We start from the raw sequence: 21,202 nt of genomic DNA, 5'->3' as shown, positions 1-21,202 counted from the left end.
TATGACGACTGCGTTGATTACGGGATCCACGGCGGGCATCGGCGCCGCCTTCGCCCGGCGGCTCGCCGCCCAGGGGCACAATCTCGTCCTGGTGGCCCGGGACACCAAGCGGCTGGGCGAACAAGCCACCGAGCTGCACGACCGGCACGGCATCGAGGCCGAGGCACTGGCCGCCGACCTCTCCACGGAGGAGGGCATCTCGGCGGTCGAGAAGCGTCTCGGCGACCGCAAGCACCCGGTGGACCTGCTGGTCAACAACGCGGGCTTCGGCAACAAGGGCCGCTACCTCGAGGTGTCCATGGCCGACGAGCTGACCATGCTGAAGGTCCACATCGAGGCCGTGCTGCGACTGACCTCGGCGGCGGCGGAGCCGATGCGCTCGCGCGGGCGCGGCGGCGTGATCAACGTGGCCTCGGTGGCCGCCTTCGTACCGCGCGGCACCTACGGGGCGAGCAAGGCCTGGGTCGTGCAGTTCACCCAGGGAGCGGCCAAGGACCTGGCCGGCTCGGGCGTCCGGCTGATGGCACTGTGCCCGGGATTCGTGCGCACCGAGTTCCACGAGCGCGCCGGCATGGGCACGGACAACATCCCCGGCTGGATGTGGCTCGACGCCGACAAGCTGGTGGCGGCGGCCCTGGCCGATCTGGCACGGGGCAAGACCGTGTCGATCCCGGACCCGCGGTACAAGGCGCTGATGGGCGTGGTGAAGCTGACCCCGCGCGGACTGCTGGGCGGGGTCTCCTCGCGTACGGGGCGCAAGTACGGACCCCAGTGAGCCGGAGGCGCCGCAGCCCATGAGCAAACACGGCATATGGGCGAATTCTCCCTAGACTGGATGTGTCCCATCCAGCACGGGAGGCGACTCGATGACATTCGTACAAGTAATCGACTACGAGACGAAGCGGTTCGACGAGATGAACGCCCTCATCGACCGCTACGCCGAGCAGACCGCGGGCAAGCGCACGGTCACCCACACCCTCATCGGAAGGGACCGCGACTCGCAGTCCCACTACGTGGACCTCGTGGAATTCCCCTCGTACGAGGAGGCCATGAGGAACTCTCATCTCCCGGAGACGGACCGGATGTTCCAGGAGATGGTGGCCCTCTGCGACGGCATGCCCAAGTTCATGAACCTCGACGTGGTCCGCGACGAGTACCTCAACAAGCTCGTCGTGAACCGGATGCTCGACGAGATCGCGAGCAAGGGCAACTTCGACGTCGTCGACGAGTGCATCGCGGCCGACTTCGTCACCCACGACATCATGCAGAGCGGGGAACAGGGCAACGGCCGGGACGGCGTGCGCCGGACCATCGGCATGTGGCGGGACGCCTTCGACTTCCGCTTCGACATGACGCGCCAGATCGCCGAAGGGGACTGCGTCACCACGCTCTGGGACTGGAGGGGCACCCACAAGGGCGAGTTCATGGGGGTCGCGCCGACCGGCAAGGAAGTCAGCATGTCGGGCTGTACGACCAGCCGCATCGAGAACGGCCAGATCGCCGAGGACTGGTGGTACTACGACGCCCCCGGGCTGATGCGCCAGATGGGCATGATGCCCGGCTAGCCGGGCGGAACGGGACGGCCGAACGCGGGCCGAACGGGAAGGGCCCCGGTCACCACCGCTTGGCAGCGGTGACCGGGGCCCTTCCTCGACTACGTGACTACACGGCTACTGACGAGGTCAGTGGCTGTGGCCGTGACCGTGGCCGTGACCGGCGTCGGCCTCCTCGTCGGCCGGCTTCTCGACGACCAGGGTCTCGGTCGTGAGCAGCAGGGACGCGATGGAAGCGGCGTTCTCCAGCGCGGAGCGGGTGACCTTGACCGGGTCGATGACGCCGGCCTTGACCAGGTCGCCGTACTCGCCGGTGGCGGCGTTGAAGCCCTGGCCCTTCTCGAGCTCGGCGACCTTCGAGGTGATGACGTAGCCCTCGAGGCCGGCGTTCTCGGCGATCCAGCGCAGCGGCTCGACCGCGGCGCGGCGCACGACCGCGACACCGGTGGCCTCGTCGCCGGACAGGCCCAGGTTGCCTTCCAGCACCTTCACGGCGTGGACGAGCGCGGAGCCGCCGCCGGAGACGATGCCCTCCTCGACCGCGGCGCGGGTCGCCGAGATGGCGTCCTCGAGGCGGTGCTTCTTCTCCTTGAGCTCCACCTCGGTGGCGGCGCCGACCTTGATGACGCAGACGCCGCCGGCGAGCTTCGCCAGGCGCTCCTGCAGCTTCTCGCGGTCCCAGTCCGAGTCGGTCGACTCGATCTCGGCCTTGATCTGGTTGACGCGGCCGAGGACCTCGTCGGAGCTGCCGCCACCGTCGACGATGGTGGTGCTGTCCTTGGAGATCGTGACGCGGCGGGCGGAACCCAGTACGTCCAGACCGGCCTGGTCGAGCTTGAGGCCGACCTCCTCGGCGATGACGGTGGCACCGGTGAGGGTGGCCATGTCCTGGAGCATCGCCTTGCGGCGGTCACCGAAGCCGGGCGCCTTGACGGCGACGGCGTTGAAGGTGCCACGGATCTTGTTGACGACGAGGGTGGAGAGCGCCTCGCCCTCGACGTCCTCGGCGATGATCAGCAGGGGCTTGGAGGCGCCGGCCTGGATGACCTTCTCGAGCAGCGGCAGGAGGTCCTGGATGGAGGAGATCTTGCCCTGGTTGATCAGGATGTACGGGTCATCGAGGATGGCCTCCATACGCTCCTGGTCGGAGACCATGTACGGGGACAGGTAGCCCTTGTCGAAGGCCATGCCCTCGGTGAACTCGAGCTCCAGGCCGAAGGCGTTGGACTCCTCGACGGTGATGACACCGTCCTTGCCGACCTTGTCCATCGCCTCGGCGATGAGGTCACCGACCTGCTGGTCCTGCGCGGAGAGCGCGGCCACGGCGGCGATGTCGGACTTGTCCTCGATCGGGCGGGCGGTCGCGAGGAGCTCCTCAGACACGGCCTTGACCGCGGCGTCGATGCCCTTCTTCAGGGCGGCCGGGGAAGCACCCGCGGCGACGTTGCGCAGACCCTCGCGGACCAGTGCCTGGGCCAGGACGGTGGCGGTGGTGGTGCCGTCACCCGCGACGTCGTTGGTCTTGGTCGCGACCTCCTTGACGAGCTGCGCGCCAAGGTTCTCGTACGGGTCGTCCAGCTCGACCTCACGGGCGATGGTGACACCGTCGTTCGTGATGGTGGGAGCGCCGAACTTCTTGTCGATGACGACGTTGCGGCCCTTGGGGCCGATCGTCACCTTGACCGTGTCGGCAAGCTTGTTGACGCCGCGCTCGAGGGCGCGACGGGCGTCCTCGTCAAACTTAAGAATCTTCGGCATGGGAGCGGTTCAGCCCTCTCGTTGCGATCCCCGGCCGCTCACCGCGACCGCCTAACCAGAACGAACTACGCCCCTCGCCGCCCGGCATCAGCAGGGGTGACCAGGGGCGTAGCTCAAAGCAAAACTGGAGAAGTGATTACTTCTCGACGATCGCGAGCACGTCGCGGGCCGAGAGGACGAGGTACTCCTCGCCGTTGTACTTCACTTCGGTGCCGCCGTACTTGGAGTACAGGACGACGTCGCCGACGGTGACGTCCAGCGGGAGACGCTGGCCGTCCTCGAAGCGACCCGGGCCAACCGCGAGGACGACGCCCTCCTGGGGCTTCTCCTTCGCGGTGTCCGGGATGACCAGGCCAGAGGCCGTGGTCTGCTCGGCGTCGAGCGGCTGGACCACAATGCGGTCCTCGAGCGGCTTGATGGCAACCTTGGAGCTGGTGGTCGTCACGATCCGACCTCCCCCTTCGGAGATCCGGGGTTAACTGTCTGAGGTGGCGACCAGGTCGATCCGTCGTCGCGGGTGCCGGATCTGCCTGTCGCTGTGTTGGCACTCACCAGGGGCGAGTGCCAGACGCGAGACTATTCCGGGGATTAGCACTCGGTCAAGCGGAGTGCCAATACACGCCGCTGGTTTCGCCCCGCCAGAGCGCCCGGGGCGCCCTGGAAACCCGCCCCGGGACTCCGCCCCGACCTATCCCGACCTCCCCCGGCCACCGCCGGGATCCGCGCCGCTCCCGTGGGTCGGCCCCGGGACTGCCCGCGCCCCGATCGCCGGCGGGGCCTGCTGCGGCTGACGTCAGCCCGCACGTGACCAGCTCGGAAATCCAGCGCCTCCGGCCTTTGAGGAGCGGGGTCCGGGGCGGAGCCGGGGGAACGGGCGAACCGGGGTCCCACCGGACGGAATCCGGGGGGACGGGTGGGGGAAAGCCCCGCAGGGCCGGGCCGGGCACGCGCCCGGGGCCGCCGGACGCGCGACTGCCCGCCGGGCACGTCCCCTGCGGCCTCGCCCCGACGGCGGCGGCCGGGGCCCGCCCCCGGGCCCAGGGAAAGGGGTCCGGTATGTGAGGGTTGGGGCATGCGCATCCTGGTCGTCGAAGACGAAGTGGGCCTCGCCGAGTCACTGCGGCGTGGCCTCTCCGCCGACGGCCACTGGATCGACCTCGCGCACGACGGCCACCGCGGCCTGGACCTCGCCCTCACCGGGGGCCCGTACGAGGTCGTCCTCCTCGACCTGATGCTCCCGGGCCTGTCGGGCTACGAGATCTGCGGGCGGATGCGGGCCCACGGGGTCACCACCCCCGTGCTGATGCTGACCGCCAAGGACGGCGAGTACGACGAGGCCGAGGGCCTGGACTCCGGCGCCGACGACTACCTGACGAAACCGTTCTCCTTCGTCGTCCTCGCAGCCCGGCTGCGCGCCCTCGCCCGCCGCACCGCCCTCGGCGCCCCGCAACGGCCCAGCGTGCTGCAGGCCGGCGACCTCTTCCTGGATCCCCGCGGCCGCCGCTGCCGCCGGGGTCCGCGCGAGATCGAGCTGACGGCCCGCGAGCTCGGGGTCCTGGCCTGCCTGATGGAGCAGCCCGGCCGGGCCGTCGCCAAGCAGGACATCCTCGACGAGGTCTGGGACACCCCGCACGGCATCGACCCGAACATCGTCGAGGTCTACGTCTCCTCGCTCCGCCGGAAGATCGACGCCCCCTTCGGCCGCCGCTCGATCCTCACCGTGCACGGCACCGGCTACCGGATGGCCCCCGACGGTGGATAGGACCCGGACCCGGACCCGGCCGCGGACCCGGCCGCGGATCCGGCGGCTCGGCAGCCTGCGGGCGCGCGCCGCCGCGGCGGCCGCCCTGGCGATGGCCGCCGTCCTCGCCGCGGGCGGGCTGTGGCTCTACACCCTGCTGCGCGCCAACCTCATCGAGAACACCACCGGCCGCACCGAGCTCGCCGCCCGCAAGGTCGCCGCCCAGGTCGACGCCGCGACCCTCCCGGCGGACGGCCGGCTGGGCGCGCCCGAGGGCGGGGTGGACCTGGTCCTCGTACGGAACGCGGCCGGCGCCGTCGTGGCCACCAGCGGGAACCTGAAGGACGCCCCCGAGCTCACCGAGGTGCCTCCCGCGCCCGGCTCCGACTCCCGTTCGGCCGTCCTGCCGCCCGTGCGCCCCGGCGCGCAGCGGCGCGTGCTGGTCGCCGTGCGGGCACCGGGACCGCTGGGGGCGCACGCCCCGCACACCATCTATGCCGCGACCGTGCTCGGTGACGTGGACGACGCCAGCCGGGCGGTCGCACTGGGTCTGCTGGCCGGCGCGCCCCCGCTGACCGTCTTCTCGGCGGCCCTGGCCTGGTGGGTGACGGGGCACGCGCTGCGCCCGGTCACGGCGATCCGCACGGAGCTGGCCTCGGTCACCGCGAGCGAGCTGGGCCGGCGGGTTCCGGACCCGGGCGGCGCGGACGAGATCGCGCGGCTGGCCCGGACCGTCAACGACACCCTCGACCGGCTGGAGCGCAGCGACGCCCGGCAGCGGCAGTTCACCGCCGACGCCTCGCACGAGCTGCGCAACCCCCTCGCGGCGGTCCGGTCCCGGCTGGAGGTGGCGCTGCGGGATCCCGACCGGGAGTCGGTGGCGGCCGCGCTGGCCGATACCGAGCGGCTGCAGGGGATCGCGGCCGACCTGCTGCTGCTGGCCCGGCTGGACGGCGGACCCGCGCCGCGCGCCGAGCCGGTGGACCTCGCACTGCTGGCCGCCGAGGACGTGGCGCGGCGCCCGGAGCGCGGGGCCCGGCTGCAGCTGGACGCGCGGGCCCCCGTACCGGCCTCCGGGGATCCGGCGCGGCTGGAGCGGGCGCTGGCCAACCTGGTGGACAACGCCCTGCGGTACGCCCGTACCGGGGTCGTGGTCCGGGCCGCGGCCGAGGACGGCTGGGCGCTGCTGGAGGTCGCGGACGACGGGCCGGGCATCGCGGAGGCGGACCGGGACCGGGTCTTCGAGCGGTTCGTGCGCCTGGACGCGGACCGCGGCCGGGCCAGCGGCGGCACCGGCCTGGGCCTTGCCATCGCCCGGGAGATCGCGCGGGCGCACGGCGGTGACGTCCACGCGCTCCCCGCGCCCGCCGGGGGCACCCGCCTGGTGCTGCGCGTACCGCCTTCGGCCCCGCCCCCGTCAGCCGCGCCGGCGCGTACCTGAAGGCCGTTTCAGGACCCTCAGGATTCCTTCAGCCCCGCTCCCCCAGCATCGACAGGCATGAGCGCGCACCGCAGGAAGCCCCAGGACCCGCAGCCCCAGGACCCCGCGTCCCGCCGCGGCAGGCACTCGCGCCGGACCCGTCTCACCCGCACCCTGCTGGCGACCGGCTGCGCCCTGGTGGTGCTCGCGGGCGCGACCGCCTGGTACCTGTACGACGACCTCGCCTCCAGCATCGGCAGCTCCAGGGCGCTGGAGGGCGCCGAGAAGTCGAAGCACGGCGACACGAACATCCTGCTGATGGGCCTGGACAGCCGCCGGGACCAGAACGGCGAGCCACTGCCGCAGGCAGTCCTCGACAAACTGCACGCGGGCAGCTCGGACATCGGCGGCTACAACACCAACACCCTGATCCTGCTCCACGTACCCGCCGACGGCGGGCGGGCGAAGGCGTTCTCGGTGCCGCGCGACGACTTCGTCGAGCTGCGCGGCGTACCCGGGTTCACCGGCAAGGCCAAGATCAAGGAGGCGTACGGGCGGGCGAAGGCCAAGGCCGAGGAGCAGCTCTCCGCCCAGGGGGTCAAGGACCGGCGGCAGCTGGAGACGGCGGGGCGCGAGGCCGGGCGCAGGGCGGAGCTCGACACGGTGCGCGCCTTCCTGGGCGTCCCGATCGACCATTTCGCCGAGCTGAACCTGGCCGGTTTCTATCACCTGGCGGACGCACTGGACGGTGTACCGGTGTGCTTGAGGAAGCCGGTGAAGGACAGCTACTCGGGCGCCGACTTCCCGGCGGGGCGCCAGACACTCAACGGGCAGCAGTCGCTGGCCTTCGTACGGCAGCGGCACGGACTGACCAACGGGGACCTGGACCGGACGAAGCGGCAGCAGGCCTTCCTGGCGGGTGCGACGTACAAGCTGAACCAGGCCGGCACCTTCACCGATCCGGTGAAGCTGATCAAGTTGATCGACTCGGCGAAGCAGGATGTCGTCACCGATCAGGGGTGGGACCTGCTGTCGTTCGTGAAGCAGGCGAAGAACCTGTCGGGGGGCAACGTGGAGTTTGTGACGCTTCCCATCGAGGCCTTCGCAAGGAACCATGACACGGAGATAAACGTCGTAGACGATATGAAGATAAAGCGCCTCATTGCCGAGCAGATAGGGCCCAGGTCCACCGCCGGCCCTGGCGCACCGGGCGGCGCTCCCTCCTCACCCGGCGCCGGCACGCCCGCGCCGGCGGGCTCCGCGCCCGGTCCGTCCCGGAGCAGCAGCGCAACCCCCGGCCTCGACGGCGGCGGCGTCCCGTGCGTGGACTGAAACCCCTGACGTCGGCGGGCTCGCGCCGCCGCACCGAGGCGCTGCTGCTCGTCCTCGTACTCGCCGTGACCATTTCCGGCCACATCAGCGCCGGCCTGGCGATGAACGACGCCCTACCGCCCGGCCTCACCGGCTTCGTGATCAGCATGACGCTGCTCGCGCTGGTGGGGCACCTGGCCGTGCGCCGGTTCGCGGCGTGCGCGGATCCGCTGATCTTCCCGCTGGCCCTGCTGCTGACGGGGATGGGGCTGGTGCTGCTGCACCGGCTCGACCAGGGGTACATCGAGCGGTTCAAGGGGGCGGTGGCGAACGCGCCCGGCCAGCTGATGTGGTCGGTGGTCGGCGTCGCGGCCTGCGTCGCGGTGCTGGGGATCCTGCGCGACCACCGGCTGCTGCAGCGGTTCATCTACATCACGATGGTCGTCGCGCTGGTGGCCCTGATCGCGCCGGCGTTCTTCGGCGCGGACACCTACGGGGCGAAGCGCTGGATCATCATCGGCGGGCTCTCGCTCCAGCCCGGCGAGTTCGTGAAGATCATGATCGCGGTCTTCTTCGCGGGCTACCTGGTGATCCACCGGGACGCGCTGGCCCTGTCGGGCCGCAAGTTCCTGGGCATGCGGCTGCCCCCGATGCGCCAGCTCGGCCCCATCATCACGGTGTGGATCGTCTCGCTGCTCGTGCTGGTCTTCGAGCGCGACCTCGGCACCTCGCTGATCTTCTTCGGCGTCTTCGTCGTGATGCTCTACGTGGCCACCGAGCGCACCAGCTGGATCGTCTGCGGTCTGGTCCTGGCCTCGGCGGGCGCCTTCGTCGTGGGCTCGACGGAACCGCACGTCAAGGGGCGCGTGGCCGCCTGGCTGGATCCGCTGTCGTACTACTGGAAGGTCCGGCCGCCGGGCGTCGTCTCCGACCAGTCCGCGCAGGCGCTGTTCAGCCTCGGCACGGGCGGCGTCACGGGCACGGGTCTCGGGATGGGCCACCCGGAGCTGATCGGGTTCGCGGGTCGCAGCGACTTCATCCTGACGACGGTGGGCGAGGAACTCGGCCTGGCCGGCGTCATGGCCGTCCTGGTCCTGTACGCGCTCCTCGTGCAGCGGGGGCTGCGGATGGCGCTGGGCGCACGGGACCCGTTCGGCAAGCTGCTGGCGGTGGGCCTGTCGGCCGCGCTGGCCCTCCAGGTCTTCGTGGTCGCGGGCGGCGTCACGGGGCTGATCCCGCTGACGGGCAAGGCCCTGCCGTTCCTGGCCGCGGGCGGCTCGTCCCTCCTGGCCAACTGGATCATGATCGCCCTGCTGCTGCGCATCTCCGACAGCACGGAGAGACAGCGCGAGGCGGACGCCCGGGGCCCGGTGGAGACGACGATCACGCCGGTGGTCGCGGCCGGGCCGGATCCCCGCAACGCCCCGCCCTACAGGTAGTCCTCCAGCCGCCCGATCCGGTAGCCCTGCTCCTGTATCCGCTGGAGCATCCGGGTCGTCATCTGTATCTCCGTCGCGCCCTTGAGCTCCGCGGGGCCCCGGAAGTGGGCCAGGACGATGTCGCCCGGTTTGAGGGCGGAGCCTTCGGCGTACTGGAAGTTGTTGATCTGCATCGACACGCGCCACAGGAGCAGCTGCGATATCCCGCACTCGTGCGCGGCCCGCAGGGTGTCGTCGTTGTAGTTGCCGTACGGCGGGCGAAATCGCGTCGGCCGGGTGCCGAATCGTTTCTCCAGGCGTTCCTGCTGCCCGCATATCTCCTTCTTCTGTCCCTCGAAGGACAGGGTCCGCAGATTCGGGTGCGTCAGGGTGTGGTTGTTTATCGTGCTGCCGGAGCCGTTGTCGCGGAGCTTCTCGAAGTGGCCGTAGTCCGAAGAGGCGATGTTGTCCGTGAGGAACATGCTGATCGGCAGCTTCAGATCGGCGGCCATCTTCAGGAACTCGGGGTTCTTCTCGGCGCCGTCGTCGAACGTCAGGAAGACGACCTTGTCGTCCGCCGGGACGGGTATTCGGTCGACGACCTGGACCCGGTCCGGCTTCGCCGGCGGGATCAGGGGTTTGACCGCCGGCTTGGGCGCGTACTGGAGGGGGCCGCTCAGGCCCCACTTCCGGTACGCCTCGGCCCCGGCCTGTCCCGCCCCCGTCGCGGAGGCGGAAGGGGAGGCCGCTCCGGAGGGCGACGCAGACGCATCGGTCTCCGTCGCCCTGCGACCCAGTCGTTCCGTGGGATCCGCACTGCCCCCGCACCCCGTCAGGGACAGCGCGAGCGCGCCGGCCATCAGCGTCCCGGCCACCAGCCGGCGCGCGTACCTCACAAGTAGTCCTCCAAGCGGGCCACGGCATACCCCTTGTCCGTGACGGTCTTCATGACATGACGGATCATGTCAGTCATGCTGCCCTTCCAGTCTTCCTTGCCCCGGAAGTGCGTGAGGATGATGTCACCGGGATGCAGGTCCCGGTCCCATTCACGCCAGTCCATGCGGTTCGGGAAGGCCTCCTCGTTCCACAGCGGAACGGCCTTGACCCCACAGGACTTGGCCGCGCGCAGCGTGTCCTCGTTGTAGTTCCCGTAGGGCGGGCGGAACAGCTTCGGCCGTTTGCCGAACCGCTTCTCGATCGTGTCCTGCTGTCCGCAGATCTCCTCGCGCTGCTTCTCGTAGGAGAGCGCCGGCATGTAGCGGTGGTTGAGCGTGTGATTGTTGAGCGTGACGCCCGCCGCCTGCATCTCCTTAAAATACGGGTAGTTGTCCCGCACCAGGTAGTCGCTCAGGAAGGCGGTGTACGGGAGCTTCAGCTCCTGCATCATCTTCAGGAACTCGGGGTCCTTCTCGGCGCCGTCGTCGATCGTCAGGAAGACGACCTTCTCCTCCGTGGGGACGGTGGTGAAGACGGGTGGCAGTTCGTCGCCACCCTCGACCTCGAAGCCCTCGCGCGTGGTGATCTCCGGCTTCTTCTTGGGCGCCGCCGGAGCCATGAGCGGCGGTTTGGCCAGCTTCCACTTCTTCGCCGCGACGGCCCTCGCCTGCTGGGCGGCCTTCAGCTTCTCGGCGTAGCCGCCGAGCGCCCCGGCCGCGCCGGCCGGCTCGGCGCCCGCGGCGGCCTTCGCCCTGGCGGCCTTGTCCGGCACTTCGGAACCGCCGGCTCCGCAGCCCGTGCCCAGTGCGGCGACGAGCAGTGCGGCCATCGCGGCCGTTCCCGACCGGCCTCGCGTGACTGCCGCGATCCGGTGACCCTGTAGCGTCTTATGTTCCTTTTGTCGGACTAGCTGCATAGTTGGGGATCCTTACATCCCGCACGCCCGGGCCCCCGCCCGACACCGCGATCGAAATCCGACCTTCCTCCGAGTGGCCCACCGTGGCCGACAATGGACCCCGTGACCCCCGAAGACTTCGCCGCGCTCCTCACCCCCGAGGGCCACGCCCTCCTCGCATCGCTCCGGGACTACGACCCCGCCCAGGAGCTCGCCCACGCCACCCGGCTGCGCCGCGAGCACCCCGCCGCACTGGTCTCCGCCGCCCTGGGCCAGGCCCGGCTGCGGCAGCGCGCGGTGGCGAAGTTCGGGGCCGAGGACGCCCACCGGATGTACTTCACCCCCGGCGGCGGCGAGATGGCCACCCGCGCGTCGGTGGCCTCCTACCGCGCCGAGCGGCTCGCCGCCCTGGGCGTACGGAGCCTCGCGGACCTGTGCTGCGGCATCGGCGGCGACGCCCTGGCCCTGGCCCGGCTCGGCATCCGCGTACTGGCGGTGGACCACGACCCGCTCACCGTCGCCGTCGCGCGCGCCAACGCCGCGGCGCTGGGGCTGGCGGACCTGATCGAGGTCCGGGAGGCGGATGTGACGGAGGTCGACACCGCCGGGTACGACGCCGTCTTCATCGACCCGGCCCGCCGGGGAGGACGCGGCCGGATCTTCGACCCGGAGTCCTACTCCCCGCCGCTGTCGTGGGCCGTGGAGACCGCCCGCGCCGCGAAGGTCGCCGCCATCAAGATCGCACCCGGGATCCCGCACGAAGCCGTGCCCGCGGAGGCCGCGGCCGAGTGGATCTCCGACCAGGGGGACGTGAAGGAGGCCGTCCTGTGGTTCGGGACCGCCCCCGGCGAGATCCGCGCGACCCTGCTGCCCGGCCCGCGCGCGCTGGCGACCGCCGAGCCGCTGCCCGACCCCGCGGCCGGGCCCGTCGGCCGCTACCTCTACGAGCCCGACGGCGCCGTGATCCGGGCCCACCTCGTCGCCGAGGTGGCCGAGCAGCTGGACGGCCGGCTGATCGACCCGACCATCGCGTACATCACCGCCGACGAGCTGCGCGAGACCCCGTACGCGACCTCGTACGAGATCACCGACGTCCTGCCCTTCGGGCTGAAGAAGCTCAAGGCCCTGCTGCGCGAGCGCGGGGTCGGCATCCTGACCGTGAAGAAGCGCGGCTCCGCGATCGAACCGGAGGAGCTGCGCAGGAAGGTGAAGCCGCAGGGGCCGAACTCCGCGACCGTGTTCCTGACCCGGGTGGCCGGGGCGCCCTCGATGCTGATCGGCTCGCCGGTAGGGCTCCGGCCGCGCGGCGGCGCCTGACGGACCGGCCGCGGGACCGGCCCCTCTGGACCACCCGACCACGGACCCGGCGGGACCTCTAGGCCACGCCCCGGGCCGGGCCGCCGCGGAAGGCGCGCACCGCCCACCGGTAGTGCGCGCCCGCCTTGCCCAGGCCCAGCAGACCGGTGATCCACAGGATCATGCCGAGGCCCATGGTGTAGGCGACCTCGCCGTAGGTGTCCGCGCCGGGCCTGGCCGAGGCCGCCGAACCGAAGGTCACCCAGAGCCCGAAGGCGCCCAGCGCGAAGGAGGCCAGCAGCCAGGTCAGGCTGCGCCCCGGGGCGCGTACGGCGGCGTCCGTGGGCGGGTCCCGGTCCAGTTCCGCCCACGCGCACAGCAGCCGCCGCACCTGCCGGTCCCGCTTGGCGCCCCAGGCGAACCAGAACCCGGCCGGTATCAGCACGCCCACACCGACCACGGCGAAGATGAGGCCGAAGAGGTACGAGAGCGGGTCGTGCGTCTCGATGGCCATCAGCGCCATGCCGACGAAGGACCAGCCCAGGGCGAAGACCGCCGAGACCGCCCAGAGCAGCAGCAGCCGGCCGAAACCCAGGCTGCGCCGACCGAGCTCGCTCAGGAAACGGGCGCGATCGGCCTGTAGGGCGTGCTCGTCGAGCCAGGCGCGCAGGTGCGCGGGAGGGGGCGGCGGCGGCAGGTCACGGCGGGGCATGCGCATGACCATATCCGCACGCCGCAGACTTCACTTCGGACCGCGGGGCGGAGGATCAGCTTCCGCCGAGCCCCTCGGACTCCACCGATTCGAACCGCCAGCGGTGGACCGCCCGCGTGATCAAGTCGGCGTCCGGTTCCGGCAGTTCGGGCAGATCCGAACCGATCCCTCCCGGCGCGTCCCACCAGGTGATCACGAGCACCCGGTCCTGCGGCGCCCGGAACACCTCGCGCCGCACCGGGTCTTGGGCCAGGACCCGCGAACGGGCCCATTCCAGCAGCTCGTTGGCCCGCCCGGGCACGGACCGGGCCTCCCACATCAGCGCGACGGTGCTCACGAGTACAGGTTGTCCTTGCTCAGCTCGTGCACGTGGTCGTGGTCGTGGCCGTGCCCATGGGTGTGGCCGTGGGACCCGGCGGGGCCGTGGGAACTGCCGGGAACGTGCGGGTCGGTCACCGGGAGCGAGGAGTCCGCCGACAGGTCCCAGTCCGAGGGGGCCCTGTTCCGCTTGACCATCTCCGCGCCCAGCGCCGCCACCATGGCGCCGTTGTCCGTGCACAGCCCCGGCCGCGGCACCCGCAGGACGATCCCCGCGGCGTCGCACCGCTCCTGCGCGAGCGAACGCAGCCGGGAGTTGGCCGCGACACCGCCGCCGATCATCAGGTGGTCGACGCCCTCGTCCTTGCACGCGCGGATCGCCTTGCGCGTCAGCACGTCCACCACGGCCTCCTGGAAGGAAGCCGCCACGTCGCGCACCGGCACCTCCTCGCCCGCCTTGCGCTTCGCCTCGATCCAGCGGGCGACCGAGGTCTTGAGGCCGGAGAAGGAGAAGTCGTACGGGGCATCGCGCGGCCCCGTCAGCCCGCGGGGGAAGTTGATCGCCTTCGGGTCGCCCTCGCGCGCGAGCCGGTCGATGACCGGACCGCCGGGGAAGCCCAACTGAAGTACGCGCGCGATCTTGTCGAAGGCCTCGCCCGCCGCGTCGTCGATGGTCGCCCCGAGCGGCCGTACGTCGGAGGTGATGTCGGGAGCGAGCAGCAGCGAGGAGTGCCCGCCGGAGACCAGCAGCGCCATCGTCGGCTCGGGCAGCGGCCCGTGCTCCAGCTGGTCGACGCAGATGTGCGAGGCCAGGTGGTTCACCCCGTACAGCGGCTTGCCCAGCGCGTAGGCGTACGCCTTCGCGGCCGAGACGCCCACGAGCAGCGCCCCGGCGAGGCCGGGGCCGGCGGTGACGGCGATGCCGTCGAGGTCGCGGGCGCTGACCCCGGCCTGCTTCAGGGCGCGCTCGATGGTGGGGACCATCGCCTCCAGATGGGCGCGGGAGGCCACCTCGGGCACGACCCCGCCGAAGCGGGCGTGCTCGTCGACGCTCGACGCGATGGCGTCCGCGAGCAGCGTGGTGCCGCGGACGACGCCGACGCCGGTCTCGTCGCAGGAGGTCTCGATGCCGAGGACGAGCGGTTCGTCAGCCATGGGTCGTCTCACCTTGCAGGGGTTTGAAATATGCGGGGTCGGGGTCCGGGTCCACGGGGTGCGCGGGATCGGAGAGGCGGCGCATCACGAGCGCGTCGATGTTGCCGGGCTGGTAGTAGCCGCGCCGGAAGCCGATCGGCTCGAAGCCGAAGCGCGCGTAGAGCTTCTGGGCCCGGATGTTGTCGACCCGCACCTCCAGCAGCACCTCGGCGCACTCGAAGGCGGTGGCGGCGCGCAGCAGCTCGGTCAGCAGCCGGGCGCCGAGCCCGGTGCCCCACTGGTCGCGGGCCGCGGCGATGGTCTGTACGTCGCCCAGGTCTCCGGCGGCGGCCAGCCCCGCGTAGCCGACCAGCCGGCCCGCCTCCTCCGCCACGACGTAGCGGCGCGTGGCGCCGGGACCGCGGGCGTGCGCGAGCTCGGACCAGAACATCCCGGCGGACCAGGCGTCCTCGGGGAACAGCTCGTGCTCCAGCTCCAGCACGGGTTCGATGTCCCACCAGCGCATCTCGCGCAGGGCGACTGCTGAGGTGGCCGTCACTGCGGGGTGACCACCTTGTAGTTCTTGGGCACCTGGGCGTCGGGGCGGCGCAGGTAGAGCGGGGTCGCGGGCAGGAACTCCGCTCCGGCCGCCAGCCGTTCCACCGCCAGGCCGGCCAGCGCAGCGGCGCTCTGGTGCTCGGGGGCCCGGGCGTCGGTGAAGACGTCCGGGTACAGCCGCGCGCCCTGCCCGACGGCGGGCAGTCCGGCGACGCGCTCGGCGATGTCGGCCGGCCGGTCCACCGCGGGCTCGCCGACCCGGGTGCGGGGGTCCTCGTAGCGCGCCCAGTAGACCTCCTTGCGCCGCGCGTCGGTGGCGACGGTGAAGGGGCCCTCGATCCCGGCCGCGCCGGCCGCGTAGGCCAGGCCGTCGAGGGTGCACAGCCCGTGGACGGGCACGCCGAGGACGGAGGCGAAGGTGGAGGCGGTGACGAGGCCGACCCGCAGTCCGGTGTAGGGGCCGGGGCCGACTCCGACGACGATGCCGGTGACGGCTTCGAGCTTGACCCCCGCCTCGGCGAGGACCTTGTCCACGGAGGGCAGCAGGAGCTCCCCGTGGCGGCGGGCGTCGACCTGGTTCGACTCGGCGATGACGGACTCGCCGTCGTGCAGGGCGACGGTGACGGCGGGCGTGGCGGTATCTACAGCGAGCAAGAGCACGCGAACAGCCTACGACTCCGGGGCCCCCGGCCCTTCCGGCCGGTCTGCGGGCACCCCTGCTGCTACCTTCGATCCAGGTGTCAGGGCTTGATCGTTCGAATGACCATGCGGAGAGGTGGAGCAAGGTGGCACGCAGCAGCTCGGGAATCGTGGCCGGGCTCACCGCGGCGGCGATCGCCGTCATCGGTTTCCTCGGCTACCAGGCCTCCGCCACCGCTCCCGCACACCCGCAGAAGGCCGCGCCGCAGACTCCGGCGCCCGTTCCGAGCGGCCCCGGCGCCGCCAAGGTGGACCCGGCGACTCCGGTGGCCGTCCCGGCCGGTTCCGGCACCGGGACCCGCGTCGTGTACTCGGTGGGCCAGAAGCGCGTGTGGCTGGTGGGACCCTCCGGGGAGTCGAAGTCCTTCGTGGTGATGCCGAGTACGGTCCATCCCTCCCCGGGCAGCTACACGGTGGGCTCCCGCACCGGCACGGTGACCGGATCGGACGGGGTGCCGATCGAGCACGTCGTCCGCTTCGCCAGCCCGCAGGGAATCGCGGTCGGGTTCAGCGCCCGCGTGGACAACACCCTGCCGGCGCCCGACCCCGGCAAGAAGACCGGTGGCGTCCGCATGTCGCGCGCGGACGGCGACGCGATGTGGGCCTTCGCGACGATCGGCTCGAAGGTCGTCGTCGTTTCCTGAGCGGGCTCCGACACACCGGCTCCCGCCGGGAGATTCACCTGAACGGGGGATGCGCTTCCGCGCCCCGGGCCGCCCCCGTCCGCGCCTCAGGCCGCTTCGGAATCCGTGGCGTCCCGCCGGCCCTTCCCGGCCTCCTCCCCCGCGGGACCGGGCTTCCCCAGCTCCCCCACGCGCTCACGCGCGGGCGGCGTCGACACCGCGCTGGCGGCGGCGCACGCGGCGAGCAGCGCCCCCATCGACACGGCGGACGGGCTGGGGACGCGCGCTGCTCCTGCTGCCGACATGGCTGCCTCCTGGGCGGGGCCAGCCTGTACTTAGGTACACCTAACCAGCCCTCTGTACCATGTGACCACGTGCGCCACCGCCCGCGCAACATCTTCCCGACGAGTTGTCGGTACGTTTCTCCCGGAAGGGCTCCGGGAAGCGCTCCTTGGAAGGGCTATTCCGAAAGGACGCCCGCGAGGCTCTCCAGGCCGGCCCCGGCCGACCAGCGCCTCCCGATCCCGCGGACCACGACCTCCCGTACGTCGTCCAGGACCTCCTCGTGGCCGACCGCCCGCCGGATCACCACGTGCAGCCGGTCGTCGGACAGTTCCTCGACCTTGCCGTCGCCCCACTCCACGACGACGACGGACTCGGGCAGCGAGACGTCGAGGTCCAGGTCCTCCATCTCGTCCAGCCCGCCGCCCAGCCGGTACGCGTCCACGTGCACCAGCGCCGGACCGCCGGTCAGCGACGGGTGGACCCGGGCGATCACGAAGGTCGGCGAGGTCACGGCCCCGCGCACACCGAGCCCCTCGCCGAGGCCGCGGGTCAGGGTGGTCTTGCCGGCGCCGAGCTCCCCGGTCAGCAGGACGAGGTCACCAGGGCGCAGCAGCCCGGCGATCCGGCGTCCGAGGTCCTGCATGGCCTCGGGCGAGCCGACGGTGACGTGCGTTTCGAAGTCAGGCCCCTGCGCCCGCTCCGGTGCTTCCAGCGGTACTTCTTCCATGCCCGCCAACGTTAGCCGGTACGGACACCGCCCCGGTGCGCGCCAGCAGCTCGGTGATCAGCCGGGTCACGGTGTCCGGGTGTTCCAGCATCATCAGGTGCCCGGCGGACTCCAGGACGACCAGCTCGGCGGAGGGCAGCGCCTCCTTCATGGCCAGGCTGTGCTCCGGCGGGGTGACCATGTCCCGGTCCCCGGCGATGACGGTGACCGGGATGTCCGCGAAGCGCCGGAGCACGGCTGTCTTGTCGTGCGTCTGGAAGGCCGGGTAGAACTCGGCGACCACGTCGATGGGTGTGGCCTCGATCAGCCGCTCGGCGAAGCGGGCGACGCCCGGGTCCACGTCCCGCGAGGCGAACGAGTACATCTTGACCATGCCGGCGAACAGGTCGGCGGTGGCCCGCCGGCCCTTCTCCACCAGTTCCACCTGGGAGCCGAGCGCCTTGAGCACCCCGGGCAGAAGACGTCGTACCGCCCCGAATCCGAGGGCGGGCAGCCCGTACGTGACCTCGCCCAGGCCTCCGCTGGAGGTGCCGACCAGCACCACCCCGGCCACACGGTCCCGGACGAGCTCGGGGAATTCCTGGGCCAGTCCCATGATGGTCATACCGCCCATCGAGTGGCCGACCAGGATCAGCGGGCCCTCGGGGGCGGCCGCGTCGATGACAGCCTTCAGGTCGCGGCCGAGTTCCTCGAAGGTCACCGGCTCGCCGTCGGCCTGGGCGAGGCCGCGCGCACTGCGGCCGTGGCTGCGCTGGTCCCAGTACACGGCGCGGACCAGGCCGCGCAGGGCCGCGCGCTGGAAGTGCCAGGAGTCCTGGGCGAGGCAGTACCCGTGGCAGAACACCACGGTCGGCGCGGCCGGGGCCTTGCGCCGCAGCCGGCGCCGCTTGCCCTCCTCGGGCAGCTCGTCGACCTCGTAGTAGAGCGCGGTGCCGTCCTCGGCCGGCACGGTGCCCGGGGTCCCGCGCAGGGAGCCGTAGTCCCCGGTCGCGTCGAGCGCGAGGCGCGCCTTCATCCGCATGCCCCGGCCGACGGTGATCCGTTCGACCGCGACACCGGCCGCGGCGCCCGCGGCTATCACGCCGATCGCGGCGCCCGCCCAGCCGGCCTTGCGCCAGTTCTCGCTCAAGCCGCCGCCCTCACTCCGCTCAGCCGCCCAGGTACACCCGGGGGACTCGGCCACCGATACGGGTGACGATCTCATACGCGATCGTGCACGCCGCTCGAGCCCAGTCCTCGGCGGTGGGTTCACCACGCTCCGCGTCCCCGAAGAGGACCGCCTCGTCGCCGACGCGGACGTGCTCTCCCTCCAAGTCGACCACGAACTGGTCCATGGCGACGCGGCCGGCGACGCGGCGGATCCTCCCGCCGACGAGCACCGGGCCGAGCCCGGAGGCGTGGCGCGGCACGCCGTCGGCGTAGCCGGCCGGGATCAGCGCGAGGCTCGTCTCCTGCTCGGTGACGTAGTGGTGCCCGTAGCTGACCCCGTGCCCGGCCGGAACGGTCTTGACCAGTGCGACGGAGGCCTTGAGCGCCATCGCGGGCCGCAGGCCCAGCTGGGCCGGGGTGCCGAGCTCGGGCGCGGGAGACACCCCGTAGACGGCCAGGCCGCAGCGCACCAGGTCGAAGTGGGACTCGGGGAGGGTGAGCGTGGCGGGCGAGTTGGCGATGTGCCGGACCTCGGGCTCGATGCCCTCCTTCTCCGCGTACGCGAGCATGTCGCGGAAGGCGGAGAGCTGGAGCTGGATGGAGGGGTGGCCGGGCTCGTCGGCGCAGGCGAAGTGCGACCAGACCCCGGTCACGTCCACGGTGCCCTCGGCCTGAGCGGCGACGGCGGCTCCCACCAGCTCCTGCCAGTCGGCGGGCTGGCAGCCGGCCCGGCCGAGGCCGGTGTCGGCCTTGAGCTGGACGCGGGCCGTCCGGCCGGCGGCGCGGGCTGCTTCCCGTACCTCGTCGAGGGCCCACATCGCGCTGACGGAGACGTCGATGCCGGCCTCGACGGCCTCCCGCCAGGGCCCGCCGGGGGTCCAGAGCCAGCACATGACGGGGCCTTCGATCCCGGCGGCGCGCAGCGCGAGGGCCTCCTCGGGCGTGGCCGTCCCGAGCCAGCCGGCACCGGCCTCCTGGGCGGCCTTGGCGCAGGCCAGGGCCCCGTGCCCGTAGGCGTCCGCCTTCACGACGGCCATCAGCGCGGACCGGGGGGCGCGCTGACGCAGTGCGCGCACGTTCGCCCGTACGGCGTCAAGATCGATCTCGGCGTACACGCGCATGGGTGTCTCGTTCATCCCCCCCAGTCTCTCAGAGCCCCCACCCGGTCCCGGCGAGCCGTGTCCGATCGCGGAGCGGTCCCTTCCCGGGGCTCAGCCCCGCCGGGTCTCGCGCCAGGCCTCCGGGAGGGCTTCGGCCACCTGGTGCGCCAGCAGCGGGCCGCCGGCGAGCCGGGCCGCCAGGCCGTGGAGGTACGCCGCCACCGAGCCCGCGTCCCGCGCCGGCAGGCCGCCCGCCAGGAGGGACCCGGCCAGCCCGGACAGCACGTCCCCGCTCCCGGCGGTGGCCAGCCACGGAGTCCCTGTCGGGTTGACCCGGACGGGTGAAGCGCCGCAGGCGACCAGCGTCGTCGCCCCCTTCAGCAGGGCCGTCGCCCCGTACCGCTCCGCCAGCTCCCGTACGGCCGCCAGCCGGCCCGCCTCGACCGCCTCCCGCGGGACACCGAGCAGCGCCGCCGCCTCCCCCGCGTGCGGGGTCAGTAGGGTCGGGGCCGTCCGCGCACGCAGCGCCACGGGGTCCAGCCCGCGCAGCCCGTCCGCATCCACCAGTACCGGCACGGGCTGCGCCAGCGCCTCCCGCACCTCCGGGCCGCGTTCGTCGCCCAGCCCCGGCCCGACCACCCACGCCTGGACCCGGCCGGGCCCGATCAGCGTCTCCGGGTACCGGGCCAGCACGGCCTGCGCCACCGCCGCCGGTCCTGTGTAGCGCACCGCGCCCGCGCCGCCCCGGAGCGCTCCCGCCACCGCGAGCACCGCCGCCCCCGGGTAGCGCGCGGACCCGGCGACGATCCCGACCACGCCCCGCCGGTACTTGTCGCTCGCCGCGGTCGGCTCCGGCAGCAGTCCCGCGACATCGGCGTGCTGCAGGGCCTCCACCTCGGGCGACGGCAGCTCCAGCCCGATGTCGACCAGGCGGTGCGCACCCGTCCGCGAGGCCCCGGGGTCGATCAGCAGCCCGGGCTTGTACGCCCCGAAGGTCACCGTCACGTCCGCCGTCACGGCCGCTCCGGCCACCTCCCCGGTGTCCGCGTCCACCCCGCTCGGCAGATCGGCGGCGACCACCGTCGCGCCCGCCGGGATCCGCTCCACCAGCGCGGCCGCGGCCGGCCGCAGTCCGCCCCGGCCCCCGATCCCGACCAGCCCGTCGACCACCAGGTCCGCCCGCCGGGGCACGGCCGGCTCCAGCCGACCGCCGGCGGCCAGCAGCGCGGCCAGACCGCCCGCGTGCACCCGCGCCGGATCCGCCGGGACCGCCGTCACCCCGGCCCCGCGCCGGGCCAGCCGGGCGCCCGCGTACAGCGCGTCGCCGCCGTTGTCCCCCGGGCCGACCAGCAGCACCACGCGGGCCCCGTACACCCGGGGCAGCAGCCGTACGCAGACGGCGGCCAGTCCGGCCGCCGCCCGCAGCATCAGGGTGCCCTCGGGCAGCCGGGCCATCAGCTCGCGCTCGGCGGCCCGTACGGTCTCCACGCTGTAAGCAGTACGCATGGCACCAGCCTGCCCGACGAAGGCGCCCGGGCCGCCCCTTTCGGATCTTGCCGGGCCCGCGGC

22 protein-coding genes are annotated in these 21,202 nt (G+C 72.4%); 8 read left to right on the top strand and 14 right to left on the bottom strand.

Going from position 1 to position 21,202, the window contains the following annotated elements; all coding sequences use genetic code 11:
• The first annotated feature begins 1 nt into the window (after position 1).
• Entirely contained in the window at positions 2-775 is a 774-nt protein-coding gene (locus OG389_RS23135; protein ID WP_328300352.1) for an SDR family NAD(P)-dependent oxidoreductase, read from the top strand.
• Between the two features lie 91 nt (positions 776-866).
• Positions 867-1,565, top strand: coding sequence for an ester cyclase (locus tag OG389_RS23130; RefSeq protein WP_328300350.1), 699 nt, complete (start codon positions 867-869; stop codon positions 1,563-1,565).
• A gap of 117 nt (positions 1,566-1,682) precedes the next feature.
• Here OG389_RS23130 and groL read toward each other — a convergent pair whose 3' ends face one another.
• Both groL and groES read right to left on the bottom strand, forming a co-directional pair.
• Positions 1,683-3,311, bottom strand: a complete 1,629-nt coding sequence (gene groL, locus OG389_RS23125) for a chaperonin GroEL (RefSeq protein ID WP_328300348.1) — start codon at positions 3,309-3,311, stop codon at positions 1,683-1,685.
• Positions 3,312-3,447: 136 nt separating this feature from the next.
• Complete coding sequence (gene groES, locus OG389_RS23120) at positions 3,448-3,756, bottom strand: co-chaperone GroES (RefSeq protein WP_008739621.1); 309 nt, start codon at positions 3,754-3,756, stop codon at positions 3,448-3,450.
• A 627-nt stretch (positions 3,757-4,383) separates the two neighbouring features.
• Between groES and OG389_RS23115 the strand changes: the two genes are divergently transcribed.
• Genes OG389_RS23115 through OG389_RS23100 form a run of 4 tightly spaced genes read left to right on the top strand, consistent with a single transcriptional unit; the run spans position 4,384 to position 9,222 of the window.
• Complete coding sequence (locus OG389_RS23115; RefSeq protein WP_328300347.1) at positions 4,384-5,073, top strand: response regulator transcription factor; 690 nt, start codon at positions 4,384-4,386, stop codon at positions 5,071-5,073.
• Positions 5,066-6,493 (top strand): sensor histidine kinase, encoded by a 1,428-nt coding sequence (locus tag OG389_RS23110; protein WP_328300346.1) that lies wholly within the window; start codon positions 5,066-5,068, stop codon positions 6,491-6,493. The genes OG389_RS23115 and OG389_RS23110 overlap by 8 nt, the downstream gene beginning before the upstream one ends.
• A 57-nt stretch (positions 6,494-6,550) precedes the next feature.
• Positions 6,551-7,804 (top strand): LCP family protein, encoded by a 1,254-nt coding sequence (locus OG389_RS23105; protein WP_328300345.1) that lies wholly within the window; start codon positions 6,551-6,553, stop codon positions 7,802-7,804.
• Positions 7,792-9,222 (top strand): FtsW/RodA/SpoVE family cell cycle protein, encoded by a 1,431-nt coding sequence (locus OG389_RS23100; RefSeq protein WP_328300344.1) that lies wholly within the window; start codon positions 7,792-7,794, stop codon positions 9,220-9,222. The genes OG389_RS23105 and OG389_RS23100 overlap by 13 nt, the downstream gene beginning before the upstream one ends.
• Here the strand turns inward: OG389_RS23100 and OG389_RS23095 are convergent.
• Together OG389_RS23095 and OG389_RS23090 are read right to left on the bottom strand one after the other, a co-directional pair.
• Positions 9,213-10,079, bottom strand: coding sequence for a polysaccharide deacetylase family protein (locus OG389_RS23095; RefSeq protein WP_443059448.1), 867 nt, complete (start codon positions 10,077-10,079; stop codon positions 9,213-9,215). The two genes, OG389_RS23100 and OG389_RS23095, sit on opposite strands and share 10 nt — an antisense overlap.
• A gap of 14 nt (positions 10,080-10,093) precedes the next feature.
• Positions 10,094-10,966, bottom strand: coding sequence for a polysaccharide deacetylase family protein (locus OG389_RS23090; RefSeq protein ID WP_328300341.1), 873 nt, complete (start codon positions 10,964-10,966; stop codon positions 10,094-10,096).
• A 180-nt stretch (positions 10,967-11,146) separates the two neighbouring features.
• Here OG389_RS23090 and OG389_RS23085 point away from each other — a divergent pair, with 180 nt between their 5' ends.
• Positions 11,147-12,349, top strand: a complete 1,203-nt coding sequence (locus OG389_RS23085; RefSeq protein WP_328300340.1) for a class I SAM-dependent methyltransferase — start codon at positions 11,147-11,149, stop codon at positions 12,347-12,349.
• Between the two features lie 58 nt (positions 12,350-12,407).
• Here the strand turns inward: OG389_RS23085 and OG389_RS23080 are convergent, their stop codons facing one another.
• From OG389_RS23080 to tsaB, 5 genes are read right to left on the bottom strand one after another with little or no spacing between them, the layout of a single operon-like run.
• Positions 12,408-13,040 (bottom strand): hypothetical protein, encoded by a 633-nt coding sequence (locus tag OG389_RS23080; protein ID WP_328300339.1) that lies wholly within the window; start codon positions 13,038-13,040, stop codon positions 12,408-12,410.
• A gap of 55 nt (positions 13,041-13,095) precedes the next feature.
• Positions 13,096-13,359, bottom strand: a complete 264-nt coding sequence (locus OG389_RS23075) for a hypothetical protein (protein WP_328304002.1) — start codon at positions 13,357-13,359, stop codon at positions 13,096-13,098.
• A 14-nt stretch (positions 13,360-13,373) separates the two neighbouring features.
• Positions 13,374-14,513 carry a tRNA (adenosine(37)-N6)-threonylcarbamoyltransferase complex transferase subunit TsaD gene (gene tsaD, locus OG389_RS23070; RefSeq protein WP_328300338.1) on the bottom strand — a complete coding sequence of 380 codons (1,140 nt, stop codon included), beginning with the start codon at positions 14,511-14,513 and terminating at the stop codon, positions 13,374-13,376.
• Positions 14,506-15,018: a ribosomal protein S18-alanine N-acetyltransferase gene (gene rimI / locus OG389_RS23065; protein ID WP_328304000.1), complete on the bottom strand. Its 513-nt coding sequence runs from the start codon at positions 15,016-15,018 to the stop codon at positions 14,506-14,508. The genes tsaD and rimI overlap by 8 nt, the downstream gene beginning before the upstream one ends.
• Before the next feature lie 29 nt (positions 15,019-15,047).
• Positions 15,048-15,710: a tRNA (adenosine(37)-N6)-threonylcarbamoyltransferase complex dimerization subunit type 1 TsaB gene (tsaB, locus tag OG389_RS23060; protein ID WP_328300337.1), complete on the bottom strand. Its 663-nt coding sequence runs from the start codon at positions 15,708-15,710 to the stop codon at positions 15,048-15,050.
• A gap of 125 nt (positions 15,711-15,835) precedes the next feature.
• Between tsaB and OG389_RS23055 the strand changes: the two genes are divergently transcribed.
• Positions 15,836-16,393 (top strand): hypothetical protein, encoded by a 558-nt coding sequence (locus OG389_RS23055; RefSeq protein ID WP_328300336.1) that lies wholly within the window; start codon positions 15,836-15,838, stop codon positions 16,391-16,393.
• 86 nt (positions 16,394-16,479) lie between these two features.
• On the opposite strand, the gene OG389_RS23050 is transcribed toward OG389_RS23055, so the two are convergent.
• The 5 genes from OG389_RS23050 to OG389_RS23030 form a co-directional block, all read right to left on the bottom strand.
• Entirely contained in the window at positions 16,480-16,677 is a 198-nt protein-coding gene (locus OG389_RS23050) for a hypothetical protein (RefSeq protein WP_328300335.1), read from the bottom strand.
• Positions 16,678-16,832: 155 nt separating this feature from the next.
• Positions 16,833-17,384: a tRNA (adenosine(37)-N6)-threonylcarbamoyltransferase complex ATPase subunit type 1 TsaE gene (tsaE, locus tag OG389_RS23045; RefSeq protein ID WP_328300334.1), complete on the bottom strand. Its 552-nt coding sequence runs from the start codon at positions 17,382-17,384 to the stop codon at positions 16,833-16,835.
• Positions 17,338-18,588 carry an alpha/beta fold hydrolase gene (locus OG389_RS23040; RefSeq protein ID WP_443059323.1) on the bottom strand — a complete coding sequence of 417 codons (1,251 nt, stop codon included), beginning with the start codon at positions 18,586-18,588 and terminating at the stop codon, positions 17,338-17,340. Before OG389_RS23040 ends, tsaE begins: the two co-directional genes overlap by 47 nt.
• Positions 18,533-19,669 (bottom strand): alanine racemase, encoded by a 1,137-nt coding sequence (gene alr, locus OG389_RS23035; protein WP_328300332.1) that lies wholly within the window; start codon positions 19,667-19,669, stop codon positions 18,533-18,535. Before alr ends, OG389_RS23040 begins: the two co-directional genes overlap by 56 nt.
• Positions 19,670-19,744: 75 nt before the next feature.
• Complete coding sequence (locus OG389_RS23030) at positions 19,745-21,139, bottom strand: NAD(P)H-hydrate dehydratase (RefSeq protein WP_328300331.1); 1,395 nt, start codon at positions 21,137-21,139, stop codon at positions 19,745-19,747.
• Between the last annotated feature and the right edge of the window lie 63 nt (positions 21,140-21,202).

It is taken from the genome of Streptomyces sp. NBC_00435 (assembly GCF_036014235.1).
Taxonomy (GTDB): Bacteria; Actinomycetota; Actinomycetes; order Streptomycetales; family Streptomycetaceae; genus Streptomyces.
The sequence above is the reverse complement of the archived record's forward strand: the minus strand, read 5'-3'. Positions and strand labels throughout refer to the sequence as shown.

Excerpts from the sequence above, each read along its gene's own strand:
- OG389_RS23135 (WP_328300352.1), top strand. The coding sequence starts at position 2 with ATGACGACTGCGTTGATTACGGGATCCACGGCGGGCATCGGCGCCGCC.
- OG389_RS23130 (WP_328300350.1), top strand. The coding sequence starts at position 867 with ATGACATTCGTACAAGTAATCGACTACGAGACGAAGCGGTTCGACGAG.
- groL (WP_328300348.1), bottom strand. The coding sequence starts at position 3,311 with ATGCCGAAGATTCTTAAGTTTGACGAGGACGCCCGTCGCGCCCTCGAG.
- OG389_RS23115 (WP_328300347.1), top strand. The coding sequence starts at position 4,384 with ATGCGCATCCTGGTCGTCGAAGACGAAGTGGGCCTCGCCGAGTCACTG.
- OG389_RS23105 (WP_328300345.1), top strand. The coding sequence starts at position 6,551 with ATGAGCGCGCACCGCAGGAAGCCCCAGGACCCGCAGCCCCAGGACCCC.
- OG389_RS23090 (WP_328300341.1), bottom strand. The coding sequence starts at position 10,966 with ATGGCCGCACTGCTCGTCGCCGCACTGGGCACGGGCTGCGGAGCCGGC.
- OG389_RS23085 (WP_328300340.1), top strand. The coding sequence starts at position 11,147 with ATGGACCCCGTGACCCCCGAAGACTTCGCCGCGCTCCTCACCCCCGAG.
- OG389_RS23080 (WP_328300339.1), bottom strand. The coding sequence starts at position 13,040 with ATGCCCCGCCGTGACCTGCCGCCGCCGCCCCCTCCCGCGCACCTGCGC.
- OG389_RS23075 (WP_328304002.1), bottom strand. The coding sequence starts at position 13,359 with ATGTGGGAGGCCCGGTCCGTGCCCGGGCGGGCCAACGAGCTGCTGGAA.
- tsaD (WP_328300338.1), bottom strand. The coding sequence starts at position 14,513 with ATGGCTGACGAACCGCTCGTCCTCGGCATCGAGACCTCCTGCGACGAG.
- rimI (WP_328304000.1), bottom strand. The coding sequence starts at position 15,018 with ATGCGCTGGTGGGACATCGAACCCGTGCTGGAGCTGGAGCACGAGCTG.
- OG389_RS23050 (WP_328300335.1), bottom strand. The coding sequence starts at position 16,677 with ATGTCGGCAGCAGGAGCAGCGCGCGTCCCCAGCCCGTCCGCCGTGTCG.
- tsaE (WP_328300334.1), bottom strand. The coding sequence starts at position 17,384 with ATGGAAGAAGTACCGCTGGAAGCACCGGAGCGGGCGCAGGGGCCTGAC.
- OG389_RS23040 (WP_443059323.1), bottom strand. The coding sequence starts at position 18,588 with ATGAGATCGTCACCCGTATCGGTGGCCGAGTCCCCCGGGTGTACCTGG.
- alr (WP_328300332.1), bottom strand. The coding sequence starts at position 19,669 with ATGAACGAGACACCCATGCGCGTGTACGCCGAGATCGATCTTGACGCC.
- OG389_RS23030 (WP_328300331.1), bottom strand. The coding sequence starts at position 21,139 with ATGCGTACTGCTTACAGCGTGGAGACCGTACGGGCCGCCGAGCGCGAG.